Source organism: Subtercola sp. YIM 133946, assembly GCF_036553535.1.
Lineage (GTDB): Bacteria > Actinomycetota > Actinomycetes > Actinomycetales > Microbacteriaceae > Subtercola.
The window spans coordinates 16,361-36,475 of sequence record NZ_JAZHPE010000010.1; the positions used below are offsets into that span (position 1 = coordinate 16,361).

19 protein-coding genes are annotated in these 20,115 nt (G+C 66.6%); 5 read left to right on the forward strand and 14 right to left on the reverse strand.

Annotated elements, in window-relative coordinates; all coding sequences use genetic code 11:
* The first annotated feature begins 28 nt into the window (after positions 1 to 28).
* Together ligM (V3W46_RS02260) and V3W46_RS02265 are read left to right on the forward strand one after the other, a co-directional pair.
* Positions 29 to 1,435, forward strand: coding sequence for a vanillate/3-O-methylgallate O-demethylase (gene ligM / locus V3W46_RS02260; protein ID WP_331781464.1), 1,407 nt, complete (start codon positions 29 to 31; stop codon positions 1,433 to 1,435).
* Positions 1,436 to 1,471: 36 nt separating this feature from the next.
* Positions 1,472 to 2,053, forward strand: coding sequence for a PadR family transcriptional regulator (locus V3W46_RS02265; protein ID WP_331781465.1), 582 nt, complete (start codon positions 1,472 to 1,474; stop codon positions 2,051 to 2,053).
* Positions 2,054 to 2,165: 112 nt separating this feature from the next.
* Here the strand turns inward: V3W46_RS02265 and V3W46_RS02270 are convergent, their stop codons facing one another.
* The 14 genes from V3W46_RS02270 to ligM (V3W46_RS02335) all read right to left on the reverse strand — a co-directional run bounded on the left by V3W46_RS02270 (position 2,166) and on the right by ligM (V3W46_RS02335) (position 17,371).
* The gene (locus V3W46_RS02270; RefSeq protein ID WP_331781466.1) at positions 2,166 to 3,893 is read right to left on the reverse strand and encodes a thiamine pyrophosphate-requiring protein; all 1,728 of its coding nucleotides are present in this window, start codon (positions 3,891 to 3,893) and stop codon (positions 2,166 to 2,168) included.
* Positions 3,890 to 5,371 (reverse strand): aldehyde dehydrogenase family protein, encoded by a 1,482-nt coding sequence (locus tag V3W46_RS02275; RefSeq protein ID WP_331781467.1) that lies wholly within the window; start codon positions 5,369 to 5,371, stop codon positions 3,890 to 3,892. Before V3W46_RS02275 ends, V3W46_RS02270 begins: the two co-directional genes overlap by 4 nt.
* A gap of 33 nt (positions 5,372 to 5,404) precedes the next feature.
* Positions 5,405 to 6,193 carry an ABC transporter ATP-binding protein gene (locus tag V3W46_RS02280; protein ID WP_331781468.1) on the reverse strand — a complete coding sequence of 263 codons (789 nt, stop codon included), beginning with the start codon at positions 6,191 to 6,193 and terminating at the stop codon, positions 5,405 to 5,407.
* 16 nt (positions 6,194 to 6,209) lie between these two features.
* The gene (locus V3W46_RS02285) at positions 6,210 to 7,142 is read right to left on the reverse strand and encodes an ABC transporter permease (protein ID WP_331781469.1); all 933 of its coding nucleotides are present in this window, start codon (positions 7,140 to 7,142) and stop codon (positions 6,210 to 6,212) included.
* Complete coding sequence (locus tag V3W46_RS02290; RefSeq protein ID WP_331781470.1) at positions 7,139 to 7,951, reverse strand: ABC transporter permease; 813 nt, start codon at positions 7,949 to 7,951, stop codon at positions 7,139 to 7,141. The genes V3W46_RS02285 and V3W46_RS02290 overlap by 4 nt, the downstream gene beginning before the upstream one ends.
* Before the next feature lie 45 nt (positions 7,952 to 7,996).
* The gene (locus V3W46_RS02295) at positions 7,997 to 9,052 is read right to left on the reverse strand and encodes an ABC transporter substrate-binding protein (RefSeq protein ID WP_331781471.1); all 1,056 of its coding nucleotides are present in this window, start codon (positions 9,050 to 9,052) and stop codon (positions 7,997 to 7,999) included.
* An 86-nt stretch (positions 9,053 to 9,138) separates the two neighbouring features.
* The gene (locus tag V3W46_RS02300; RefSeq protein WP_331781472.1) at positions 9,139 to 10,167 is read right to left on the reverse strand and encodes an amidohydrolase family protein; all 1,029 of its coding nucleotides are present in this window, start codon (positions 10,165 to 10,167) and stop codon (positions 9,139 to 9,141) included.
* 151 nt (positions 10,168 to 10,318) lie between these two features.
* On the reverse strand, positions 10,319 to 11,131 hold the full coding sequence (locus V3W46_RS02305) for an IclR family transcriptional regulator (RefSeq protein WP_331781473.1): 813 nt from the start codon (positions 11,129 to 11,131) through the stop codon (positions 10,319 to 10,321).
* Positions 11,132 to 11,268: 137 nt separating this feature from the next.
* Positions 11,269 to 12,531, reverse strand: a complete 1,263-nt coding sequence (locus tag V3W46_RS02310) for an ABC transporter substrate-binding protein (protein ID WP_331781474.1) — start codon at positions 12,529 to 12,531, stop codon at positions 11,269 to 11,271.
* Positions 12,528 to 13,607, reverse strand: a complete 1,080-nt coding sequence (locus V3W46_RS02315; RefSeq protein ID WP_331781475.1) for a branched-chain amino acid ABC transporter permease — start codon at positions 13,605 to 13,607, stop codon at positions 12,528 to 12,530. Before V3W46_RS02315 ends, V3W46_RS02310 begins: the two co-directional genes overlap by 4 nt.
* Positions 13,607 to 14,488, reverse strand: a complete 882-nt coding sequence (locus V3W46_RS02320; RefSeq protein ID WP_331781476.1) for a branched-chain amino acid ABC transporter permease — start codon at positions 14,486 to 14,488, stop codon at positions 13,607 to 13,609. The genes V3W46_RS02315 and V3W46_RS02320 overlap by 1 nt, the downstream gene beginning before the upstream one ends.
* A gap of 3 nt (positions 14,489 to 14,491) precedes the next feature.
* Positions 14,492 to 15,202, reverse strand: coding sequence for an ABC transporter ATP-binding protein (locus V3W46_RS02325; protein WP_331781477.1), 711 nt, complete (start codon positions 15,200 to 15,202; stop codon positions 14,492 to 14,494).
* On the reverse strand, positions 15,189 to 15,968 hold the full coding sequence (locus V3W46_RS02330; RefSeq protein WP_331781478.1) for an ABC transporter ATP-binding protein: 780 nt from the start codon (positions 15,966 to 15,968) through the stop codon (positions 15,189 to 15,191). Before V3W46_RS02330 ends, V3W46_RS02325 begins: the two co-directional genes overlap by 14 nt.
* On the reverse strand, positions 15,968 to 17,371 hold the full coding sequence (gene ligM / locus V3W46_RS02335) for a vanillate/3-O-methylgallate O-demethylase (RefSeq protein ID WP_331781479.1): 1,404 nt from the start codon (positions 17,369 to 17,371) through the stop codon (positions 15,968 to 15,970). Before ligM (V3W46_RS02335) ends, V3W46_RS02330 begins: the two co-directional genes overlap by 1 nt.
* Before the next feature lie 128 nt (positions 17,372 to 17,499).
* Between ligM (V3W46_RS02335) and V3W46_RS02340 the strand changes: the two genes are divergently transcribed.
* Genes V3W46_RS02340 through V3W46_RS02350 form a run of 3 tightly spaced genes read left to right on the forward strand, consistent with a single transcriptional unit; the run spans position 17,500 to position 20,019 of the window.
* On the forward strand, positions 17,500 to 18,252 hold the full coding sequence (locus V3W46_RS02340) for a PIG-L deacetylase family protein (protein ID WP_331781480.1): 753 nt from the start codon (positions 17,500 to 17,502) through the stop codon (positions 18,250 to 18,252).
* On the forward strand, positions 18,249 to 18,953 hold the full coding sequence (locus V3W46_RS02345; RefSeq protein WP_331781481.1) for a 4-carboxy-4-hydroxy-2-oxoadipate aldolase/oxaloacetate decarboxylase: 705 nt from the start codon (positions 18,249 to 18,251) through the stop codon (positions 18,951 to 18,953). Before V3W46_RS02340 ends, V3W46_RS02345 begins: the two co-directional genes overlap by 4 nt.
* Complete coding sequence (locus tag V3W46_RS02350) at positions 18,940 to 20,019, forward strand: 4-oxalomesaconate tautomerase (protein ID WP_331781482.1); 1,080 nt, start codon at positions 18,940 to 18,942, stop codon at positions 20,017 to 20,019. The genes V3W46_RS02345 and V3W46_RS02350 overlap by 14 nt, the downstream gene beginning before the upstream one ends.
* The last annotated feature ends 96 nt before the right edge of the window (positions 20,020 to 20,115 follow it).

Sequence of the window (20,115 nt, forward strand, 5' to 3'; positions counted from 1 at the left end):
TCACCACCGAACAGAGAGGTTCACACTCGTGGCCGACAACCTGCAAGAACTCATCGACAAGACGAACCCGGTCGAGCTGCTGCGCAACTCGCAGATCGGCTCGTACATCTACCCGGTCGTGCCGGCCGACTTCCAGAACTGGATCAAGGAGCAGACCGCCTGGCGCAAGACTGCCGTGCTCTACGACCAGTCGCACCACATGGACAACCTGTTCCTGAGGGGCTCCGACGCCATCAAGCTGATCTCCGACACGGCGATCAACTCGACGGCGGTCTTCCCGGTCGACAAGGCCAAGCAGTACGTGCCCACGACAGCCGGCGGCCACGTCATCGGCGACGGCATCCTGTTTCGCGAGGCCGACGACGAGTACGTGTACGTGGGCCGGTCGCCTGCCGCGAACTGGCTGCTCTACCACGGCGAGACCGGCGGCTACCAGAACCTCGACATCGAGGTCGACCGCCGTTCGCCGTCACGCCCGTATGGCCACGAGGTGCACCGCAAGTACTACCGGTTCCAGATTCAGGGCCCCAACGCCTGGCAGGTCATCGAGAAGCTCAACGGCGGCCCGCTCGAGCAGCTGAAGTTCTTCAACATGTCGACCATGACCATCGACGGCACGACCGTTCGCACGCTGCGGCACGGCATGGCGGGCGCCCCCGGTCTCGAGATCTGGGGCCCGTACGAAGACCACGACCGCATCCACGCGGCCATCGTGGCGGCCGGCGCCGAGTTCGGCCTGGTTCCGGTGGGGTCGAGGGCCTACCCGTCGAACACGCTGGAGTCGGGCTGGATCCCGTCGCCGCTGCCCGCCATCTACTCGGGCGAGGCCGAGCGCGGCTACCGCGAGTGGCTCGGCGCCGACAGCTACGAGGCCACCGGCACGCTGGCCGGTTCGTTCGTGTCAGACAACATCGAGGACTACTACCTCACTCCCTGGGAGCTCGGCTACGGTTCGTTCGTCAAGTTCGACCACGACTTCATCGGCCGTGACGCCCTCGAGAAGGTCGACCCCGCCTCACAGCGCAAGAAGGTCACGCTGGCGTGGGACGCCGAAGACATGACCAAGATCTTCGGCTCGCTCTTCAACGTCGACGGCCCGGCGTACAAGTTCTTCGACCTGCCGCTGGCGAACTATGGTTCGGCCAACTACGACTCGGTCGTCGACTCTGACGGCACCGTCGTCGGTCTGTCGATGTTCACCGGCTACAGCGCGAACGAGCGCCGGGCCCTGTCGCTGGCCACCCTCGACCCGAACGTGCCAGAGGGCACCGAGCTCAAGGTCGTGTGGGGCGAGCCGAACGGTGGCACGACCAAGGCCGCCGTCGAACCGCACGAGCAGATCGAGGTGCGCGCCGTGGTGAGTCCTGTGCCGTACTCGAGCGTCGCCCGGGCGACCTACCAGGGCGGATGGCGCACCAACTACCAGGACGCGTGACCGCATCGAATACGATTCGAGCAGGGAGGAGTGCGTATGAGTCTGAGATACGCACTCCTCGCCCTGCTGCGCACCGGCCCGCTCTCGGGGTACGACCTGCAGAAGCAGTTCTCGGTGTCTGTCGGCCACGTCTGGCATGCCCCTGACTCGCAGATCTACCCCGAGCTGCGCCGGATGCACAGCGAGGGCCTGATCGAACCCGAGGAGCAGGTTCGGGGTGAACGCGGCACCCGCATCGTCTACCACGTGACCGCCGCGGGCGACGCGGCCTTTCTCGCGTGGATGAACAGCCCCCTCGAGTACCAGCGCGTGCGCGACCCCGCGCACCTGCGCGCCGCCTACCTCGAGTCGGCGTCACCCGAGCAGGCGAAGATGTTCCTGCGCGCGCACATCGACCAGTGGCAGAACGAGCTGGCGCAGTGGGAGGGCGAGCTGCGCCGCATCGACGCGCTCGACAACCCGATGCTGCTGCGCCGGCTCGCCGTGACTCCGCAGTCTGAGCATGCCCGCACCATCGCCTTCAAGCGGTTCACCTACGAGGGCCTGGTCGAGCGGGCGAAGACCGAGATCGACTGGGCCGAACGCGGGCTGGTGTTGGTCGAACGGCTCGGCGGCTGAGCGTTCTTCTCGAAGGTGACCGTGGGGGAGACGTCAGGTTGTCGCGGGCAGAAGGACGTCACTCGACACGCGACTGCACCACGCGAGACGCGACTGCGCCACGCGACTTGCGTCACAGGCTGTCTTCCCGCTGGTGCGAGATCGGCGCCAGGCGCACTGCGACGACCGCCGGGCGACCCGATGCGACCTGCGCGTATCCCTCTTTCAACGCAGCCTCGAGGGCGCCGAACTCGGTGACCGTCGTGCCCCAGGCGCCGCCCGCGGCAGAAGCGATGCCCGGGAAGTCTGCGCTCTGCTGGAGGTTCACCCAGTAGTGGTCGGTGCTGTCGGCCGCCGCTCCGGCGTGTTGGCGAATCAGGTTACGTTTGGTGGCGTTCCAGCCACCGTTGTCGAGCACCACGGTGAGCACCGGCAGGCCGTAGCGGTCGGCGACCCAGTACGTCGACGATGGCACGCTGAAGAAGAAGGTGCCGTCGCCGACGATCGAGACGATCATCCGCTCTGGGTGGGCGAGCTTGATGCCGAGTGCACCCCCACCCGACCAGCCGAGCGAGCTGCCCCTGTTGCCGTACACGGTGCCGGGCTCAGACCGCGGAAGGTGCTTCCAGACGGTGGGCGCCTCAGAGATGGCCTCGTTGACGACGATGGTCTGCTCATCGATGACGGTCGAGATGACGTGGGCGACGGATGCCGCGGTCAACCGCCCCGCCGTCAGGTCTGCCTCGAGGGCGCTGTGCCACGGCTCTCGAATGGCTCCGTTGCGTCGCTCCGACTCCGAGGCGTCTGCGCCCGCGCCGAAGGATGGAACCGGTGCCGGCAGCCCGGTGAGCAACTGATCCAGCAAGACCCCGGAGTTCACCCGCACAACCCGGTCTGCCGGGTACGTCCAGAGCGGAATGTCTTCCTCGAGCGGATCTTCGTTCAGTATCCACACCTTCGCGGCCGGGTCAGGGCGACGGATCGAATGGATGTACGGGGCGTCGGTGTCGACGGCGATGATGAGGTCGGCACCCTCGAGCACGAGGTGCGGGTCGTCGCCGGCGTGGAGTCGATGCCCGTGCGGGAAGCTGAGGTGCTCTGCGTTGACCTCGACCACAGACAGCCCGAAGCGCTCGGCAAGGGCGACCAGCTTCAGCACCGATGCCGGGTCGCGCCCGAGGTAGCTGGTGATGAGGATCGGCCGCGTCGCGGCCGAGAGGTCGTCGAGCAACTCCTCGACGAGGTTCGACGGTGCCGGCAGCAAGGCGATCGGCGCGAACCGTGTCGCGTCGACGTCGGGAACCGGGGCGGACTCGACCAGCACTTCCCTGGCGCCCGTCAGATAGACGGGACCCTGTGGCGCGCTTCGCGCGAGTTGCAGCCCCCGGTTCACGAGCTGGGGCACGTTGACCGCAGTGCGGATGTCGTAGTTCCATTTCACGTACTGGCGCACGATCGCGTGCTGGTCGGCGGCATCCTGCAGGTGGTTGATGTGCGTGTTGCGGGTACCGGGCAGTTCGCCCTCGAGGGTGTAGGGGGTCAGCCCGGCGAAGATGAAGACCGGCACTCTCGATCGCTGGGCGTTGTGCACAGCGCCGCCGAGGTTCGCCGTGCCGACATCGGTGTGCACGAAGACCGCCTGCGCTTCGCCCGTCGCCGCTGCGTACGCGTGGGCCGCGCTCAGAGCGGTCGACTCGTGCGGACAGATGATCACGGCGGGCCAGTCGATACCGCGCTCGCGGTCGTCGGCGAGCGCCTCGATGATCGCCGGATGGTCGCTGCCGAAGTTCGCGAAGATGTACTTCACTCCCGCGTCACGCAGGGCGGAGACGAGCATCTGCGCGGCGGTCGCCCCGGTCACGGCATGCTCTGCACGTCGAGGCTGTGAAACTGCAGGTACTCCTCGATGCCGTAGGGCGAGGCCTCCCAGCCGATGCCGCTCTGTTTCCAGCCGCCGAAGGGAATCTCCTTCATGCCGACCCGCGTGAAGAGGTGACTGTTGATGATGGTCATACCGGCCTCTATGCGGTCGGCGACCTGGATGGCACGCTCGCGATTCGGCGACCACACCGAGGAGCAGAGCCCGAACTCGGTGTCGTTCGCCCACGAGATCGCCTGTTCGAGGTCGTCGTAGACCACGATCGGCAGAATGGGCCCGAACTGCTCGGTTGCGACGATCTCGTCGCCCTGCTGCGCGTCGAGCACCACGGCCGGCTGAATGAAGTACCCGTCACCCCAGGTCTCGGGAGAGACGCGACTGCCCAGCACCCGCACGTCGCGGCCGCTGCCCTCGAGTCGTTCGAGCAGACCCCGGATGCGTTCGAGCTGACCCTGGTTGTTCATCGGGCCCATGGTCACGCCCGGCTCGAGCGGATCGCCGACGGTGATCGCATCCACCCGGGCCACCAGCTCGTCACGAAACTCCGCCGCCAGCGCGCGGGGTACGTAGACCCGCTTCACGGCGAAGCAGACCTGGCCCGAGCGCCGGAACGCCGAGTCGACGATGCGGTCGACCGTGGCACGAACATCCACATCGTCGAGCACGATGGCCGGATCGTTGCCGCCGAGCTCGAAGTGCACCGCGGTGAGGGTGTCTGCGGCCTGGCGCATGATGTGCTGGGCGGTCACACCGCCGCCCGTGAACGAGAGCTTTCGAATCTCGCGGTGGGCGACGATCGCGGCGCCTGCCTCGCCACCGCCGTTGACGATGTTGACCACGCCGGGCGGCAATATGGACGCCGCGATCTCGGCGATGCGACTCGCCCCGAGCGGCGAGAAGGGCGAAGGCTTCAGCACGATCGCGTTACCGGCTGCGAGGGCGGGGGCGATCTTGTTCGCCGTCAGGATGAGCGGGGCATTCCAGGGCACGATACAGCCCACGACGCCGAACGGTCTGCGTTCTACCCGAACGAAGCCGTCACCCGAGGGGTAGTCCTTCGGCGTGAGGATCTCGGCGAGGTAGTCGGCGACCTCGCGCCAGATGGATGCGGCCCCGAGCACTTCACGGGCGGCGATGTACCGCGCGCTGCCGTTCTCGCGCACCTCGAGGGTGGCGATGTCGTCGGCCTGCGACTCGATCGCGTCGGCGATAGCGGCGAACAGCGCGATGCGCTCGGCGGCGCTGGTCGCTCCCCAGGCCGGAGCCGCGGCAGCGGCTGCCGCGATGGCGTCGTCGACCTCGGCCGTGGTCGCGTCGGGGATGCTTCCGACCACGTCGTCGAGGCGGGCGGGATTGCGCACCTCGATACGGCGCTCGCTTTCGCGGTGCTCGCCGCCGATGAGGAGCATCAGGTGCAGGGGGTCGACGGGAGCGTGGGTGTCAACGGTGTGCAGAGACAATGAACGGGCCTTCCGGTGGTGAGCGGTGAACGGTCAGGGCCGCACGGGCATGACCAGCCCGAGCAGGTTGTTGCGCAGGATGAGGAACTCGTCGCTGGAGCGCGTCTCAACCTGCGAGCGCTCAGAGCCGAGCGGCACGTCGACGACCTCCCTCACCGTGCTTGGGCTGCCGGAGAGCACGACGATGCGATCGCCCAGATAGATCGCCTCGTCGATGTCGTGCGTGACGAGAACCACCGTGATGCCGAGCTCACGGCGTACACGGAGAACGAGGTCTTCGAGATCGAACCGGGTCTGGGCATCCACCGACGCGTACGGCTCGTCCATGAGCAGCAGTTCGGGTCGATACGACAGCGCGCGGGCGATGGCAACACGTTGCTGCATGCCTCCCGAGAGCTCCCACGGGTATTTCTTCTCCACATGACCCAGGCCGACCGCCTCGAGCGCATCGCTCACTCGCGACGCGCGCTCGGCCTTCGGCACGCCGCGCGCGGCAAGCGGCAGCGCGATGTTCTTGCCGTTCGTGAACCAGGGGTAGAGCGATCGCGAGTAGTCCTGAAAGACGAGTCCGAGCTTCGCCGGAACGTCGTGAAGCACCTGGCCCTCGAAGGTGACCGTGCCCGAACTCGGTGCTGCGAGGCCGGCGATCGCTCGCAGAAGAGTCGTCTTGCCGGCGCCGGAGGGCCCGACGACGCAGACGAACTCACCCCGTGAGACGCTGAACGACACCGACTCGATCGCGGTGAACGCCGCATCCGTTCCTTCGTTGTAGACCTTGCGCAGCCTGTCGACGGCCAGCACGGTCTCGGTGGTTTCGATCATCGTCTTCTCCTTGTGGTCACGAATTGCCGAGCGCTCGTGAACGGTAGTACCAGCGCAGCACGCGGCGTTCGACGAGCACGAATATCAGGTTGAGCACGGTGCCCAGAATGGCGAGCACGATGATGCCCGTCCACATCTTCTTGACGGCGAAGGCCGCCTGGGCCTGCAGGATGAAGTACCCGATTCCCGAGTTCGACGCGATCATCTCGCTCACGACCATCAGGATGATCGCCACGGTCAGACTGGCCCGCAGGCCGGCAGCGACCTGGGGTGAGGCGCTGCGCAGTACCACGGTGAAGTAGGTACGCCAGCCGCCGAGGCGCAGCGCACGGGCAGTGTCGAGCTTCACGGCATCCACCCCCCGCATGCCGTCGAGGGTGTTGAGCAGGGTCGGCCAGATCGCACCGAACGCGATGAGCGCGATCTGGCGGGTCGAGCCGATCCCGAAGATCGCGATCGACGCAGGCAGCAGAGCGGGCGCCGGCAACACGTACAAGAAGTAGACGAACGGGTTCGCCGACTGCCGCAGGTACCTCGAGCGCCAGAGCAGCGAGCCGAAGACGATGCCGATCAGCCCGCCCACGACGTAGCCGACGAACAGGTTGCTGAGGCTCGCCACGGCATTCACCCACGCGCCCTGAACGATCCACTGCTTCCAGGTCTCGGTCAGGATGCTCTGCAGCGGCGGGAAGAACGGAGACGTGCTGTTGGCCGACGCGAACCACCACACGATCAGCAGAACGAGGGGAAGCCAGACAGCCAGGAGCACTCGGCGCCACGCCCGGCCCGCCTTCGGCGTGTGGCGGGCGGGCGGAGAGCTGTTGCCGCCGTTGACGGCAACGCCACCGGCGTCGATGCCGGCAGGCGCCGTATCGGCTGCCGTGGCCGCCGTGGCGCCGGTGATGTCGCGCCCCGCGGCCGGGGCGGCGCTTGCAGTGAGACGACTCATGCGGTCAACGCTCCGTTCGCTCGGATGTTGCGTTGAGACTCGTGCCAGTGCATCACGCGGCGCTCGAGCAGGAAGAAGCCGCCGGTGAGCGCGAGTCCGAGAAACCCGGCGACGAGGATGTACGCATACATCGTGGGATAGGAATCACTGCCATTGTTCTCGGCGAGGAGAATCTGTCTGCCCACCCCGTCTGCTCCGCCGACGATCTCGGAGATGATGGCGAGGATGAGGGCCTGTGCCGACGCGATGCGCATTCCGGTGACGAGGTAGGGCGAGGCGGTCGGCACGATGACCGAGAAGAAACGCCGCACGCCGCGCACCCCCAGGGCCTTCGATGTGTCGAGCACCACCGGGTCCATCGAGCGCACCCCGTAGATCACCTGGATCACGAACGGCCAGAAAGCGGCGAAGCAGATCAGGAACACCTTCATGGTCAGATTCGAGCCGATGGTCAGGATGACCAGCGGCAGAATCGCGATGGCCGGAATGGCCTTGACGATCTCGATCACCGGCGCGGCGCTCCGGGCGGCGAAATCGCTGAAGGCCAGCAGTACTCCCACCACGAGGCCGAGAGCGATCGTGATGATCATGCCGATCAGCCAGGCGATCAGGGTCAGGCCGACGGCCGACCACAGCGTGGGCGTCACGAGCTCACGCCCCAGCTGTGCGACAGTGTCGGTCATCGTCGGGAACGCCGATGCTCGCACGATGCCGCTCGCCGTCACCGCCTGCCACAGCAGGAGCACGATGAGCACGGCGAGGTACGGAAGCACCCATTTGAGCCATGCGTTGCGCGTAGCCGTACTCATCGTGGCTCCTTTGCCGATGGTGATGTCAGTTTGCCGATGGTGATGTCAGTTGCCGGTCGGGGTCGAGGTCGCTGTCGCGCTTGCCTCAGGGTAGGCGAGGGCGCCAGGCCAGATCAGCGTGTTCACGTCGATCGTCTCTGTCTGCCCCGCGTACTTCTGCATCAGCTGCTGCGCAGTCTCGAGACCGCCGGTGTTCAGGTAGGGAACTCCACCCTTGTTGCGAACTGCCCCTTCAGCCTGCTGCTGCGTGTAGTTGAGCGCCGAGATGAGAGAGTCCGATGCAGCGGTCTCGTTCTCGTTGGCCGCCTGGATCGACTCGATCATCGCGTCACTGAAGGCCTTGACGATCTCGGGATGCTGGTTGATGTAGTCGGCCGAGGCGTCGAACACGGTGACGGCCTTGTCGGCGTAGATCGAGTTGGTGTATCCGATGATCTTCGCTCCATTGCCCACAGCCTGACCCGCGAAGGGCTGCTGCATGATGGCAGCATCGACATTGCCGTTCTCCAGAGCGGCCTGCATCTGGCCGAACGGGATCTGAACGTACTGGATGGACTTCCAGTCGCCGCCCGCCTGGTCGATGATCGCGTCGGCGGCGTAGGTGTTGTTCGAGGTGAGTCCGACGGTCGCGACCTTCTTTCCGCTGAGCCCCTTCAGGTCGGTGATGTTCGAGTTCGCACCCGCCACCACCGAGGTGCCCTGGTCGTTCTGCCCCAATCGTCCCTCGACGGTCGATACCTCTTTGATGTCGATTCCGTTCACGGCAGCGGCCACCACGTGGATGGGCGTGGTCTGCCCGAACTGGTACGTGCCGCTCGCGAGGCCGGCGACCGTCTGGGCGATATCGGTCTGCGGAACGATGTTCAGTGTCAGATTGTGCTTCGCAAAGATGCCCTGCTGGATTCCGTAGTACATCGAGGCGAACTGGTTGGTGGGATTGATGGCGACCTGCACCGTTGTCATGGCTGCGGGCATCGTCGGCCCGTCGCTTGCGTAGGTGCTGGCCGGAGCCGCAGGGTCGCTGCTGCAGCCCGCCAGCAGGGCGGCGGCGGCGAGGGCCGCGAGCCCGGTTGCGATGCTGCGCCGAATGGGGAACTTCATTGTTGGCCTCATTTCACGTGATGCGATGGGTGGGTGGAGTGTTGTGCTGTGTTCCTGTGGGGGGTGGGGTGCGGGCCGCGAACGGCTCAGATCGTGAGGCCGAGGAGGTTGGCGACGTTGTCGTGGAAGATCGCCTGGCGGTCCGCATCGTCGATGATGTCGAGTTCGTCGAGGTTCGCGATGGTGGAGCGGGTGTAGCCCGGCCCCTTCTCCGGGTCGAACGGCGTGTCAGAGCCGAACAGCGTGTGGTCGACGCCGAAGAACTTGATCGCTGTGCGCATCGAGTCGCCCGCGCCGAAATAGGCCGTGTCGACGTAGAAGTTCTTGAAGTACTCGAGGGGGCGCTTCGTCAGTGGCCATCCGGTCACGTCTTCGATCTGATCGTCGGGCGTGCGGGCGCCCAGCTGGTCCCAGCCCGGCCCGACCCGACCGGCGAAGTGCGGGATCATCGCGCCGCCGTGGTGGATGAGGAACTTGATGTCGGGCAGCCGATCGAAGATGCCGGCGAAGACGAGCCGCGACATGAAGGCCGACAGGTCGTACTCCCACCCCAGCGTCCACCAGATCTCGAACTTCGAGCGCTCTTCGGTCTTGTAGTCAGACCAGCTCGAATCCCGGCACGGGTGCACTTGGATCATCTTGTCTCCGCGCTTAGCGACCGCCTCGTAGAACGGGAAGAATCGCTCGTCTGACATCGGTCCGCCCTGGAAGTGCGTGTAGATCTGCACGCCGACCGCGCCGAGCTCGTCGAACGCCCGCTCCGTCTCTTCGATCGCGCTGTCGACATCGTCGAGCGAGACCGCCGCGCAGAAGCCCGCGAACCGGTCGGGGTGGTCTGCGACGAGTTCTGCCATGCCGTCGTTGGCGACACGTGCGAGTTCAGATGTGCGCGAGGCGGGGCCGAGGTCTTCGAGTGGAGGAGCCGCGGTGTTGATGATCTGGCGGTAGTTGTCGCCGAACTCATCCATGAACCTGAACCGAACATCCATATCGACCAGAGCGGGCACACCGCTCACGCGCTTCTGAATGTTGCGCGCCTCTGGGCTGTCGTCGATCGCAAACAGACGATCGGCATAGGCCTGGGGGAGGAGGTGGCAGAAAGCATCGATCTTCATCGTTCGACTCCAGCGAGTGTCGCGTCCGTCAGCATCATCGCCGGGCGGAAGAACCGGTTCTCAACCGGTTGGCTCGATCCAATGCCACGATCAGAACGATCGCAAGCGATCGTGAGCGGTCTTTCCGCTAAGCGGAATTAGCCGCGGAAATTCATCCCCTGTCGACTCGGATGGGAGTGAACGGAGCGTCCATTCGGATGCGCCCCGCGCACTCTCTGAGGGCCACCACCATGTCGCGAACCCGCGGGCCCTTGAGCCGCACGCTGGGCGCCGACATGGCGAGAGCGCCGATCGTCACACCAGCGCGATCCCGCACCGGCACCGCAACGGCCCTGAGACCCGGCACAGACTCCTCGATATTCGTTGCGTACCCGCGGTGGCTGATCAGCGTGAGCTCGTCGACAAGCTGAGTGAACGTCTTGGTGTGGGGGGTGAGCTTGCGCAGTCCGTGCGGGTAGATGTCGTGGAGTTCCGACTGGCTCAGTTCTGCCAGCAACACCTTGCCGCCCGACGTCGCGTAGGCAGGCAGGAGGGTGCCCGTCAGCACCTGGGTCCGTAGCCGCTGGGTGCTCTCGACGCCCGCGATGAATCGACACATCGCTCCCTCGAGCACCATCAGGTTCACGGTCTCGCCGAACTCGGCGGCGAGACCGGCCAGGTGCGGTTCTGCTGCACCCCGCAGGTCGAGCCCGCTGGTGCTCCGTACGCCGAGCTCGATCAGGGCGCTTCCGGCCCGGTAGGCCTTTGTGATGCGGTCTTGGGCGACGAAGCCGCGAAAGGTCAGCGTGGCCAGTATCCGGTGGGCAGAAGAAGCTGAGACCCCGAGTGCCTCGGCGACCGCCGATACGCGCACCTCGGGATTGACTGCGAGCATCAGGAGCACACGCATCGCGTTGTCGATGGACTCGATGAGGTCTTTGGGGCGGTCTCCGCTGGTTTCCCACATGATGACGAACGTATCCAAGCTTCCGTTGTGAGGGTGGCGCACCCGCCGACGCCGCAGGCTCCCGGGCGCAGAAACCGGGGCCCGTCTACAGAATCACAGTAGACGGGCCCCAGGGCTCGTGCCCGGCTCCTACCGGGCGTCGTCACCTGCCGGCACTATCCGAACGACGTCACCGTGTCGTAGCCCTTGCCGTTGTACTTCTGCACCACGACGGTCGACACGGCCGGCTGGCCGTCCTGGTTCGTGGTGACCGAGGTGCCGTCGAGCATCAGCGGAGCCGAGTAGTCGGAGATCGACCGCAGCGCCGACATGAAGTTGTCGCGCGTCGGTTCGGTCATCTTCTGGAACGCCTGGTCGAGCGTCGCCCCGATCATGTAGCTCCACGAGCAGTGCGGGAACGCCGGGGTGTCTGGGTAGTTCGCATACGTCTTCAGATCAGACAGGAACTTCTGAACGTCTGCATCCCCCGCAACAGCAGGGCTGGCCGCCGCCTTGGCGAACGACACCGAATAGACGCCGGGGAAGGCGGTCGCTCCACCGGGCTGCAGAATGGCCGAGGGGCTCGACGTGTTCGACGGCAAGAACCAGCTCGGGCTCCAGCCCAGCTGCTGCACCTTCTGCAGCGACGAGATCACAAGAGGCGTGATCGACATGGCGTTGAAGAACACATCGGCACCAGAGCCGGCGAGCTCGGTGAGCTGAGCATCCACTGAGGTGTCGGTTGCTTCGTAGGTGAGTTCTTTCACCACCTGGATGTTCGACGAACCCGAGATCGCGCTCTTCAGCCCGGCGACATAGCCCTGGCCGTAGTCGTCGTTCTGCGAGAGGATCGCGATCTTGTGCGGCTTACCGCCAGCAGCGAGCAGCTTGCCGAACGCGGCACCTTCGTTCTGGTACGAGGGCACGAAGCCCAGCTGCCAGGGGCTCTGCTTGGTGTCGCTGAAGATCGGGTCGCCGGTCTCGACGAGTACCTGCGGCACCTGGTCGGCGATGGCCGCTTCACGCCAGGCCCGGTTGGTGGGCGTGCCGAGGCCCGCGGTCATGGCGAACACGCTGTCTTTGAGCTGTTCGTAGTTCGCCGCCGCCTTCTGCGGGTCGTACGCGTCGTCGAGGGCCGTGATGTTGACCTTGCGGGTCTTGCCGTCGCCGAACTTCACACCACCCGCGGCGTTCACGTCGCCGAAGTAGGCCGTGATGCCTGCGACAGTGCAGGTACCGGGACCGGCGGTGGCGCCGCTGAGCGGCGTGGTGATGCCGAGGGTGACGGTGGTGTCGGTGATGCCGGGGCTCGCGGCGGATCCGCCGGTGGAGCCGCCGCTCGAGTCTCCGCCGCGAGAACACCCGGTCGCGAGCAGGGCAACGATGCCTATGCCCGCAATGACCGTGGTGACCCGCATCTTGCTGTGCAGGATGTTCATTGGTCTAGCCTCTTCTCATCTGATTGCGTGGGTGGTGAATCTGGGGTTGGGGCGGGGGAGGGAGAATGCCCGGCTCCCCCCTTCCGGGCGTTCAGGAGTCGGCGCACGACTCTCGGCAGCGACACGAGGCCGCCCGGCAGCACGAACAGAACGGCGAGCAGAATCGCGCCCTGCAGAACGGCGGTGAGGTTCGGGTTGATGACGTTCGTCACCTGCGGAACCAGCACGTAGTACGCCCCGCCGAGAATCGAGCCGATGATGCTGCCCGCGCCGCCGATGACCATGGCGGCCACGAGCGTGATCGACGAACCGAAGCTCATGGTCTCTGGCGAGGTGTACTGGATCACGACCATGTAGAGAAAGCCGCTGACGCCGCCGATCAGCGACGCGATCGTGAACGCCAGCACCTTGTAGCGGTAGGGCGAGATGCCCATCGAGCCGGCGACGGCCTCATTTCCCTTGACGATGGCGAAGGCGCGCCCGTACTTGCCCCGCATCAGGTTGCGGGTGAGCAGGAAGGCGGCGCCGCCGATCGCGAAGACGAGGTAGAGCTTCCACTGGTCGTCGTAGAGGCCGGTCCATTCCGGGGCGTCGGTGAAGCGGGCCGACACGCCCTCCGAACCACCGGTGAACTCCGAGAGGCGTTTCGCCAGGGGCACACCGATGATCGGCAGCGCGATGGTCACCATTGCCACCGCCAGACCGCCCAGGCGCGCCGCTGCGAGAGCGATGAGCAGGCCCATGATGCCCGGGATGACGAACGAGGCGACGAACACCAGCCCGACGTTCCAGTCGTTGGTGACCCCGTAGGCGGTGACATAGGCGCCGACACCGACGAAGAAGATCTGGCCGAGCGAGACCTGCCCCGTGTACCCCATCGTCACGTTCAGGCCCAGAACGGCGACGGCGAAGACGCCGATGCGCGCGATGACGAGGTTGGTCGAGGCCGGCAGCAGCAACGGCAGCACGATGAGCACCACGACGACGAGGGCGACCGTCGCCCACCTCACCCAGGGGCGCTGCAGAAACGGCTGCCGGGTGGCCGGCTTGTCTGCGAACTGCACTGTCGTGGTCATCAGACTCGCACCACTTCTTTCCGGCCGAACAGGCCCTGGGGGCGCACGATGAGCACGACGAAGATGAGGATGAACGGAACGGCCACATCGAGGTCGTGGCCGATGAACGGCACATACACCGACGCGAGGTTCTCGAGCACTCCGATCAGCCAGGCGGCGACGACCACCCCCAGCGGGCTCGACATGCCGCCGAGAATGACGGCGGCGAGCGCGTAGACGAGGGCTGAGTCCATCATGCCGGGTGTCAGCGTCAGTTGCGGGGCGACGAGGGCGCCAGTGACCGCTCCGAGTCCGGCGGCGAGCCCCCAGCCCACCATCAGCATTCGGCCCACAGGCAGGCCCGAGAAGGCGGCCGACTGTGGGTTGATGGCCACCGCGCGCAGCGCCAGGCCGAGCTTGGTCCACACGAAGAGCGCCTGCAGCACGAGCATCAGCGCGACGATCACCGCAATGGTGCCGATCGAGCGGATGCTCAGCACAGCACCGAAGACATCGATGGTGTTCACCGGGAAGAGAGAGGGGAAGAGCTGGTTGTTGTAGCTCCAGATCCACGCGCAGATGCCGGTGATCAGCGTCAGCAGGCCGATGGTCGCGACCACGGCGGTGTCGGGGTCGCCGCCCTCGAACCGCCGCATCAGAAAGCGCTCGATCAGCGCCCCGAGGAAGAACGACGCCACGACCGAGACGAGAATGGCCAGAATCAGCGGCACTCCGGCGACGGTGAGGCTCCAGGCGATGTAGGCCGAGAGCACCGCCATGCCGCCCTGGGCGAAGTTGATCAGCCCCGTGGCCTGGTTCACCAGCACGATGGCCAGGGCGAGGGCGGCGTAGATCGACCCGGTCGACAGGCCGTCGACGAACAGCTGTATGAAGGTTCCCATCGGTCAGCCTCCCAGGTAGGCGCGACGAATCTCGTCCATGCCCTTGAGTTCGGCCGTCGGGCCGTCGAGTACAGACCGCCCGGTCTCGAGCACGGTGGCCGAGTCGACGAGGGTGAAGGCCAGGTTCGCGTTCTGCTCGACGATGATCATCGCGATGCCCGATTCGACCCGCAGGCGACGGATGGCGTCGAAGACCGACTTCGCGGTGCTCGGAGCGAGCCCGAGCGAGGCTTCGTCGAGCAGCAGCAGCCGGGGTTTGGCCATGAAGGCGCGCGCGATGGCCAGCATCTGCTGCTCGCCGCCCGACAGCGCCGACCCATTCGAGCGCACCCGCTCGCGCAGGTTCGGAAAGAGGTCGAGACAGTAGTCGATGTCGGCGTCGATCGCCTTGCGGTCTTTACGCAGGTAGGCTCCGACCCGCAGGTTCTCGCGCACCGTGAGCCCGCCGAGCGTTCCGCGGCCCTCGGGCACGTGTGCGATGCCGAGGGCGGCGACGCGGTCGGGCCGGGTGTTGCGGATGTCGCGGCCCTCCCAGAGGATGCGGCCGCCCGAGCGCACCGTTCCACTGATCGCTCGCAGCGTGGTGGTCTTGCCCGCGCCGTTCGCACCCAGGATGCCCACCGCGCCGCCCTCGGGCACCGACAGCGAGACGCCGTCGAGCACCTGCACCGGACCGTAGAACGCGGTGACCCCCTCGAGCTCAAGCAGCGTCATCGGCGAGGTCCTTTCCGAGGTAGGCCTCGATGACACGCTGGTCGGCCTGGGCCTCGGCCGCGGTTCCCTCCATGAGCTTGCGACCGTGGTCGAGCACGACGACCCGATCGGTGAGGGCCGAGATCAGCCCCATGTTGTGCTCGACGACCACCACCGTGATGTCATCGGACTGCACGCGTCGCACCGTCTCGATGAGCTGCTCGACCTCGGAGTGCGGCAGGCCGGCGGCCGGTTCGTCGAGCAGAAGCAGGCTCGGGCCGGTCAGCAGAGCGCGGCACAGCTCGATACCCTTGTGCAGGCCGTGCGAGAGTTCGCCCGCCGGCATGCGCGAAGCCCAGGCGAGACCATGGCGCTCGAGCAGAGCGGCGGCTTCGGCTCGCAGCTCCTTCTCCGACCGGGTGGTGCGGGGTAGGCGCAACGACCACGAGACGGGCCCGCCCGGCAGGCGGCTGTGCGCGCCGAGCAGCACGTTCTCGAGCACGGTCTCGTTCAGCTGCAGGGCGGGGTGCTGGAAGGTGCGGGCGAGCCCCCGCCGGGCCAGCGTTGCGGGCCGGTCGCCGCTCACCTCGGTGCCGTCGATCGTGATCGACCCGGCGCTCGGCCGGTAGTGGCCGCTGATGCAGTTGAACAGCGAGGTCTTGCCCGCACCGTTCGGGCCGACCAGACCGAGAATCGAGCCGGGTTCGGCCGTGAAGCCCACCTCCTGCAGCACGGTGACGCCGCCGAAGTGCAGACTCACATTCTGCAGCGCGAGCCGAGCGCCCATCAGAGCGCACCGGCGGTGCGCCACCCGCCCTGATACTCCGTGCGAGCCGTCTCGGCGTAGGGCACGGGGCTGACGATCGCCCGCACCGCGATCTGCTCGTGCGGCTGCACGGTCGTCTTGCGCGAACCGCCGTCGGGCTCGCCCCACACCACGTTCACCTCGGCGCCGATGGGCACGTCGTGATCGACGGTCGCCAGCGACAGCCCGCGCTTCTCGTTGGCGGTGATGCCGGTGAACAGCGACAGGCCGATGGTGTTGCCGTCGGCGTCGATCACGGCGTCGTAGTTCGACGACCCGTAGTTGGCGTTCGGCAGGTCGAAGAACTGGTAACCCGGCCCCTCGCGGTCGAGAACGCTGGTCAGGATGCGGCCGAGGTCGTCGTCGTTCCACGCCAGGGTGACCTTCTTGCGCTGCTGCTCGGGCTCGAGCTGCTCGAGTGCGTCGCGGCCGATGAAGTCGTGGTCGAACTTGACGAACGATCCGTAGCCCAGCTCCCACGGGTTCAGGTAGTAGTCGTCGATGTGTTCGGAGACGAACGACCCGGCCAGGGCGTTGATCGCCTCATAGCTGGTGGCCGGCAGCCACTCGCGGTAGGCCCGTTCGGCCTCGCTCGAGTAGATCGCCGGCAGCGGTGAGGGAATCCAGCCCGACTCGAGCGTGTTCGAGGAGTATGCCCTCGACCCGCAGGGTTCGAGGCCGAACTCGCGGCCCGCCTCGAGCACCGCGTCGCGGATCTTGCCGTGCTGCTCGTACGGCCCCCAGATCTCGAGGCCCGGGGCGCCGGCCATACCGTGCCGCAGCGTACGCACCGTCTCGCCGGCGATGGTCATGTGGCCCATATGAAAGAACCTGACCTTCTCGACCTCAGCGCCGGCGAGCTTCTCGATGATCGACCAGGCGTTCGGCCCCTGAATCTGAAAGCGGTAGTACTCCCGGCTCACGGCCTGCCCATAGGGGCGCGACGGCGACCGGTCGTCGTAACGGAACTCGACGTCGTACCCGCCGGTCTCTGCGTGGAACTGCAGCCAGTTCGCTCCCGGTGCGCGCCCCACGTAGACGTATTCGTCGGGCCCCTGGTGGAACAGGATGCCGTCGCCGATAACCCCGCCGTTCGACGCGGTCGGAACGAACTGCTTGGCGGTGTCGACCTGAAAGTTGGCGAACGAGTTGATTCCGGTGTCGCTCAAGAGCTTCAGGGCATCCGGACCCGTGATGAAGAAGTTCACCATGTGATGCGTCTGGTCATAGAGCACGGCGGTCTCGCGCCAGGCGATCTGTTCACGCCGCCAGTTGGTGAATTCGGCGGGTACCACCGGGTAGATGTAGGTGCCGAGCTGCGAATTGCGCAGCAGGCCCACCGTGTCTGCACTCTGGTCAAGCAGTTCTTGCAGGTTTTCAGCCATGTGAATGTGCCTCGACTCCCTCGTCTGACGCTGTCAACAAGATTGTAGACAGAATCTTGACCATAAAGCCAGAGCGTGCTTTGCTGGCGGCACGCCCTTTCGTCGGCGCGAACAGAGATCGGAGTTCCATGGCTCAGACGCAATCCGCGCTCCTTGTGGTGAGCGCACACGCCGGAGACTTCGTGTGGCGGGCCGGCGGCGCCATCGCAGCTGCCACCATGCGCGGCGAACGAGCCGTGATCGTGTGCCTGTCGTACGGCGAGCGCGGCGAGTCGGCCAGCCAGTGGCTGCAGAAGAAGCCCCTCGACGAGATCAAGCAGATTCGCCGGGCCGAGGCCGAGGCGGCGGCCGCAGCGCTGGGCGCCGAGGTCGAGTTTCTCGACCTGGGCGACTACCCGCTGCTCGAGTCGCCGGAGGCGGTGGAGCGCCTGGTCGAGGTGTACCGGCGCGTTCAGCCCACCGTCGTGCTCACCCACCCGCTCTCCGACCCGTACAACGGCGACCATCCCGCTGCCGCACGCATGGCGCTGCAGGCGCGGGTTCTGGCGCAGGCGATCGGCGTCGCCGTCGACGGCGAGTTTCCGACGCCGGACGAGATCATCGGCGCCCCGCCGGTATTCTTCTTCGAGCCGCACCAGCCCGAGCAGAGCGACTTCAAGCCGAACGTGCTGCTCGACATCAGCTCGGCCTTTCCCCTGAAACGAGCCGCGATGGAGTGCCTGCCCGCGCAGAAGCACATGTGGGACTATTACACCTCACTCGCCATCCGCCGTGGGGTGCAGGTCAAGCGCAACGCCGGGCCCAACCTCGGTCTGCCGCACGAAACGATGGGTGAGGCGTACATGCGGTACTACCCCCAGGTCACGAGCGTGCTCGAATGACGAACGTGATCGTCACCGACATCGCCAGGGCCGACGCATCGACCATCGACGCCCTCGCCGTGCACGGCGTCGCCACGGTGCACGAGGCGATGGGCCGGGTCGGTCTCGTCGGGCCGTCGGTGCACCCGGTTCAGCAGGGTGCGCGCATCGCCGGTTCTGCCGTGACCGTGCTGTGCTGGCCCGGTGACAACCTGATGATCCACGCAGCCGTCGAGCAGTGCCGTCCCGGTGACGTGCTGGTCGTCACCACGACATCGCCGTCGCTCGACGGGTCGTTCGGCGAGCTCTTCGCCACCGCCCTCACCTACCGGGGTGTTCGCGGCATCGTCACCACGGGCGGCGTTCGCGACGTGGTCGATCTGCGCGAGATGGGCTTCGCCGCCTGGGCGGGCGCGCAGAACGCGCAGGGCACCGTGAAGGCGACCGCCGGCTCGGTCAACGTGCCCGTCGTGGTCGGCGGCGCGATCATCCGGCCCGGTGACGTGGTGGTGGCCGACGACGACGGTGTGCTGTGCGTGCCGCGTGCCGAGGCGGCCTCGGCGCTCGCGGCCGCCGAGGCCCGGGTCGCGAAGGAGGCCGGGGCGCGCGAGGCGTACCGCACCGGAGACCTGAGCCTCGACCGCAACGACCTGCGCGGCGTTCTCGCCGACCTCGGTGTGCAGTACGTCAGTCAGAGCGAGTGGCACGATGACGGCCGGTGAGGGCATCCGGTGCCTCTACCTGCGGGGTGGCACGTCGAAGGGCGCGTACTTTCTCGCGGCCGACCTGCCCGCTGACGCCGCAGAGCGCGACGACCTGCTGCTGCGGGTGATGGGCACGCCCGACCCCCGCCAGATCGACGGGCTGGGCGGCGCTCATCCGCTGACCAGCAAGGTGGCGGTGGTCCAGACATCCGAGAGCGGCGACACCGACGTCGACTACCTGTTCCTGCAGGTGGGCGTCGACGAGGCCTTCGTCACCGACAAGCAGAACTGCGGCAACCTGCTCGCCGGCATCGGGCCGTTCGCTGTCGAGCGCGGGCTGGTGGTGGCAGACGACCCGACGACGACCGTTCGCATCCGTATGGTGAACACCGACTCTGTGGCGATCGCGACGTTCGCCACCCCGGGCGGTGTCGTCGACTACGACGGCGACCTGGCCATCGACGGCGTGCCCGGCACCGCGGGCGCCATCTCGCTCGACTTCGAGGGCACGGCCGGTTCGTCGACCGGCGCCCTCTTTCCGACCGGCCACCTCACCGACGAGGTCGACGGCATCACCGTGACCTGTGTCGACAACGGCATGCCGAGCGTGCTCATGAGGGCGGCTGACCTGGGGCTGAGCGGGGCCGAGAACCCAGACGAGCTCGAGGCAGATGCCGCACTCGGTGACCGCCTGGCGGGCATCCGGATGCACGCGGCCGAGCTCATGGGCATGGGCGACGTGTCGGCCACCACCGTGCCGAAGCTCGTGCTGCTCTCGGCGCCCACCGCCGGCGGTGCCATCTCGACCCGCAGTTTTCTGCCCAAACGCGTGCACACCTCGATCGGGGTGCTCGGTGCGCTGACGGTGGCGGCCGGGGTGCTGCCGCAGGGAACGGTCGGTCACGACCTCGTCGAGCTGGCCGACGGAAGCGCGCGGTTCTCGATCGAGCATCCGACCGGCCATTTCGATGTCGACGTCGCCGTCGAACAGACGGGCGACCAGTACACCGTCACACGGTCGGCGGCCCTGCGCACCGCACGCAAGATCTTCGATGGCACCGTTTTCGCCCGACCACGGCTCTAGAGCCCGACCTGCAGATCAGAGAGGATTTTGCTGATGACTGAATTTACGTCGTTCGATGTTGCGCATCTGGCGAATGTCGAGTTGTTCACTCCGGAG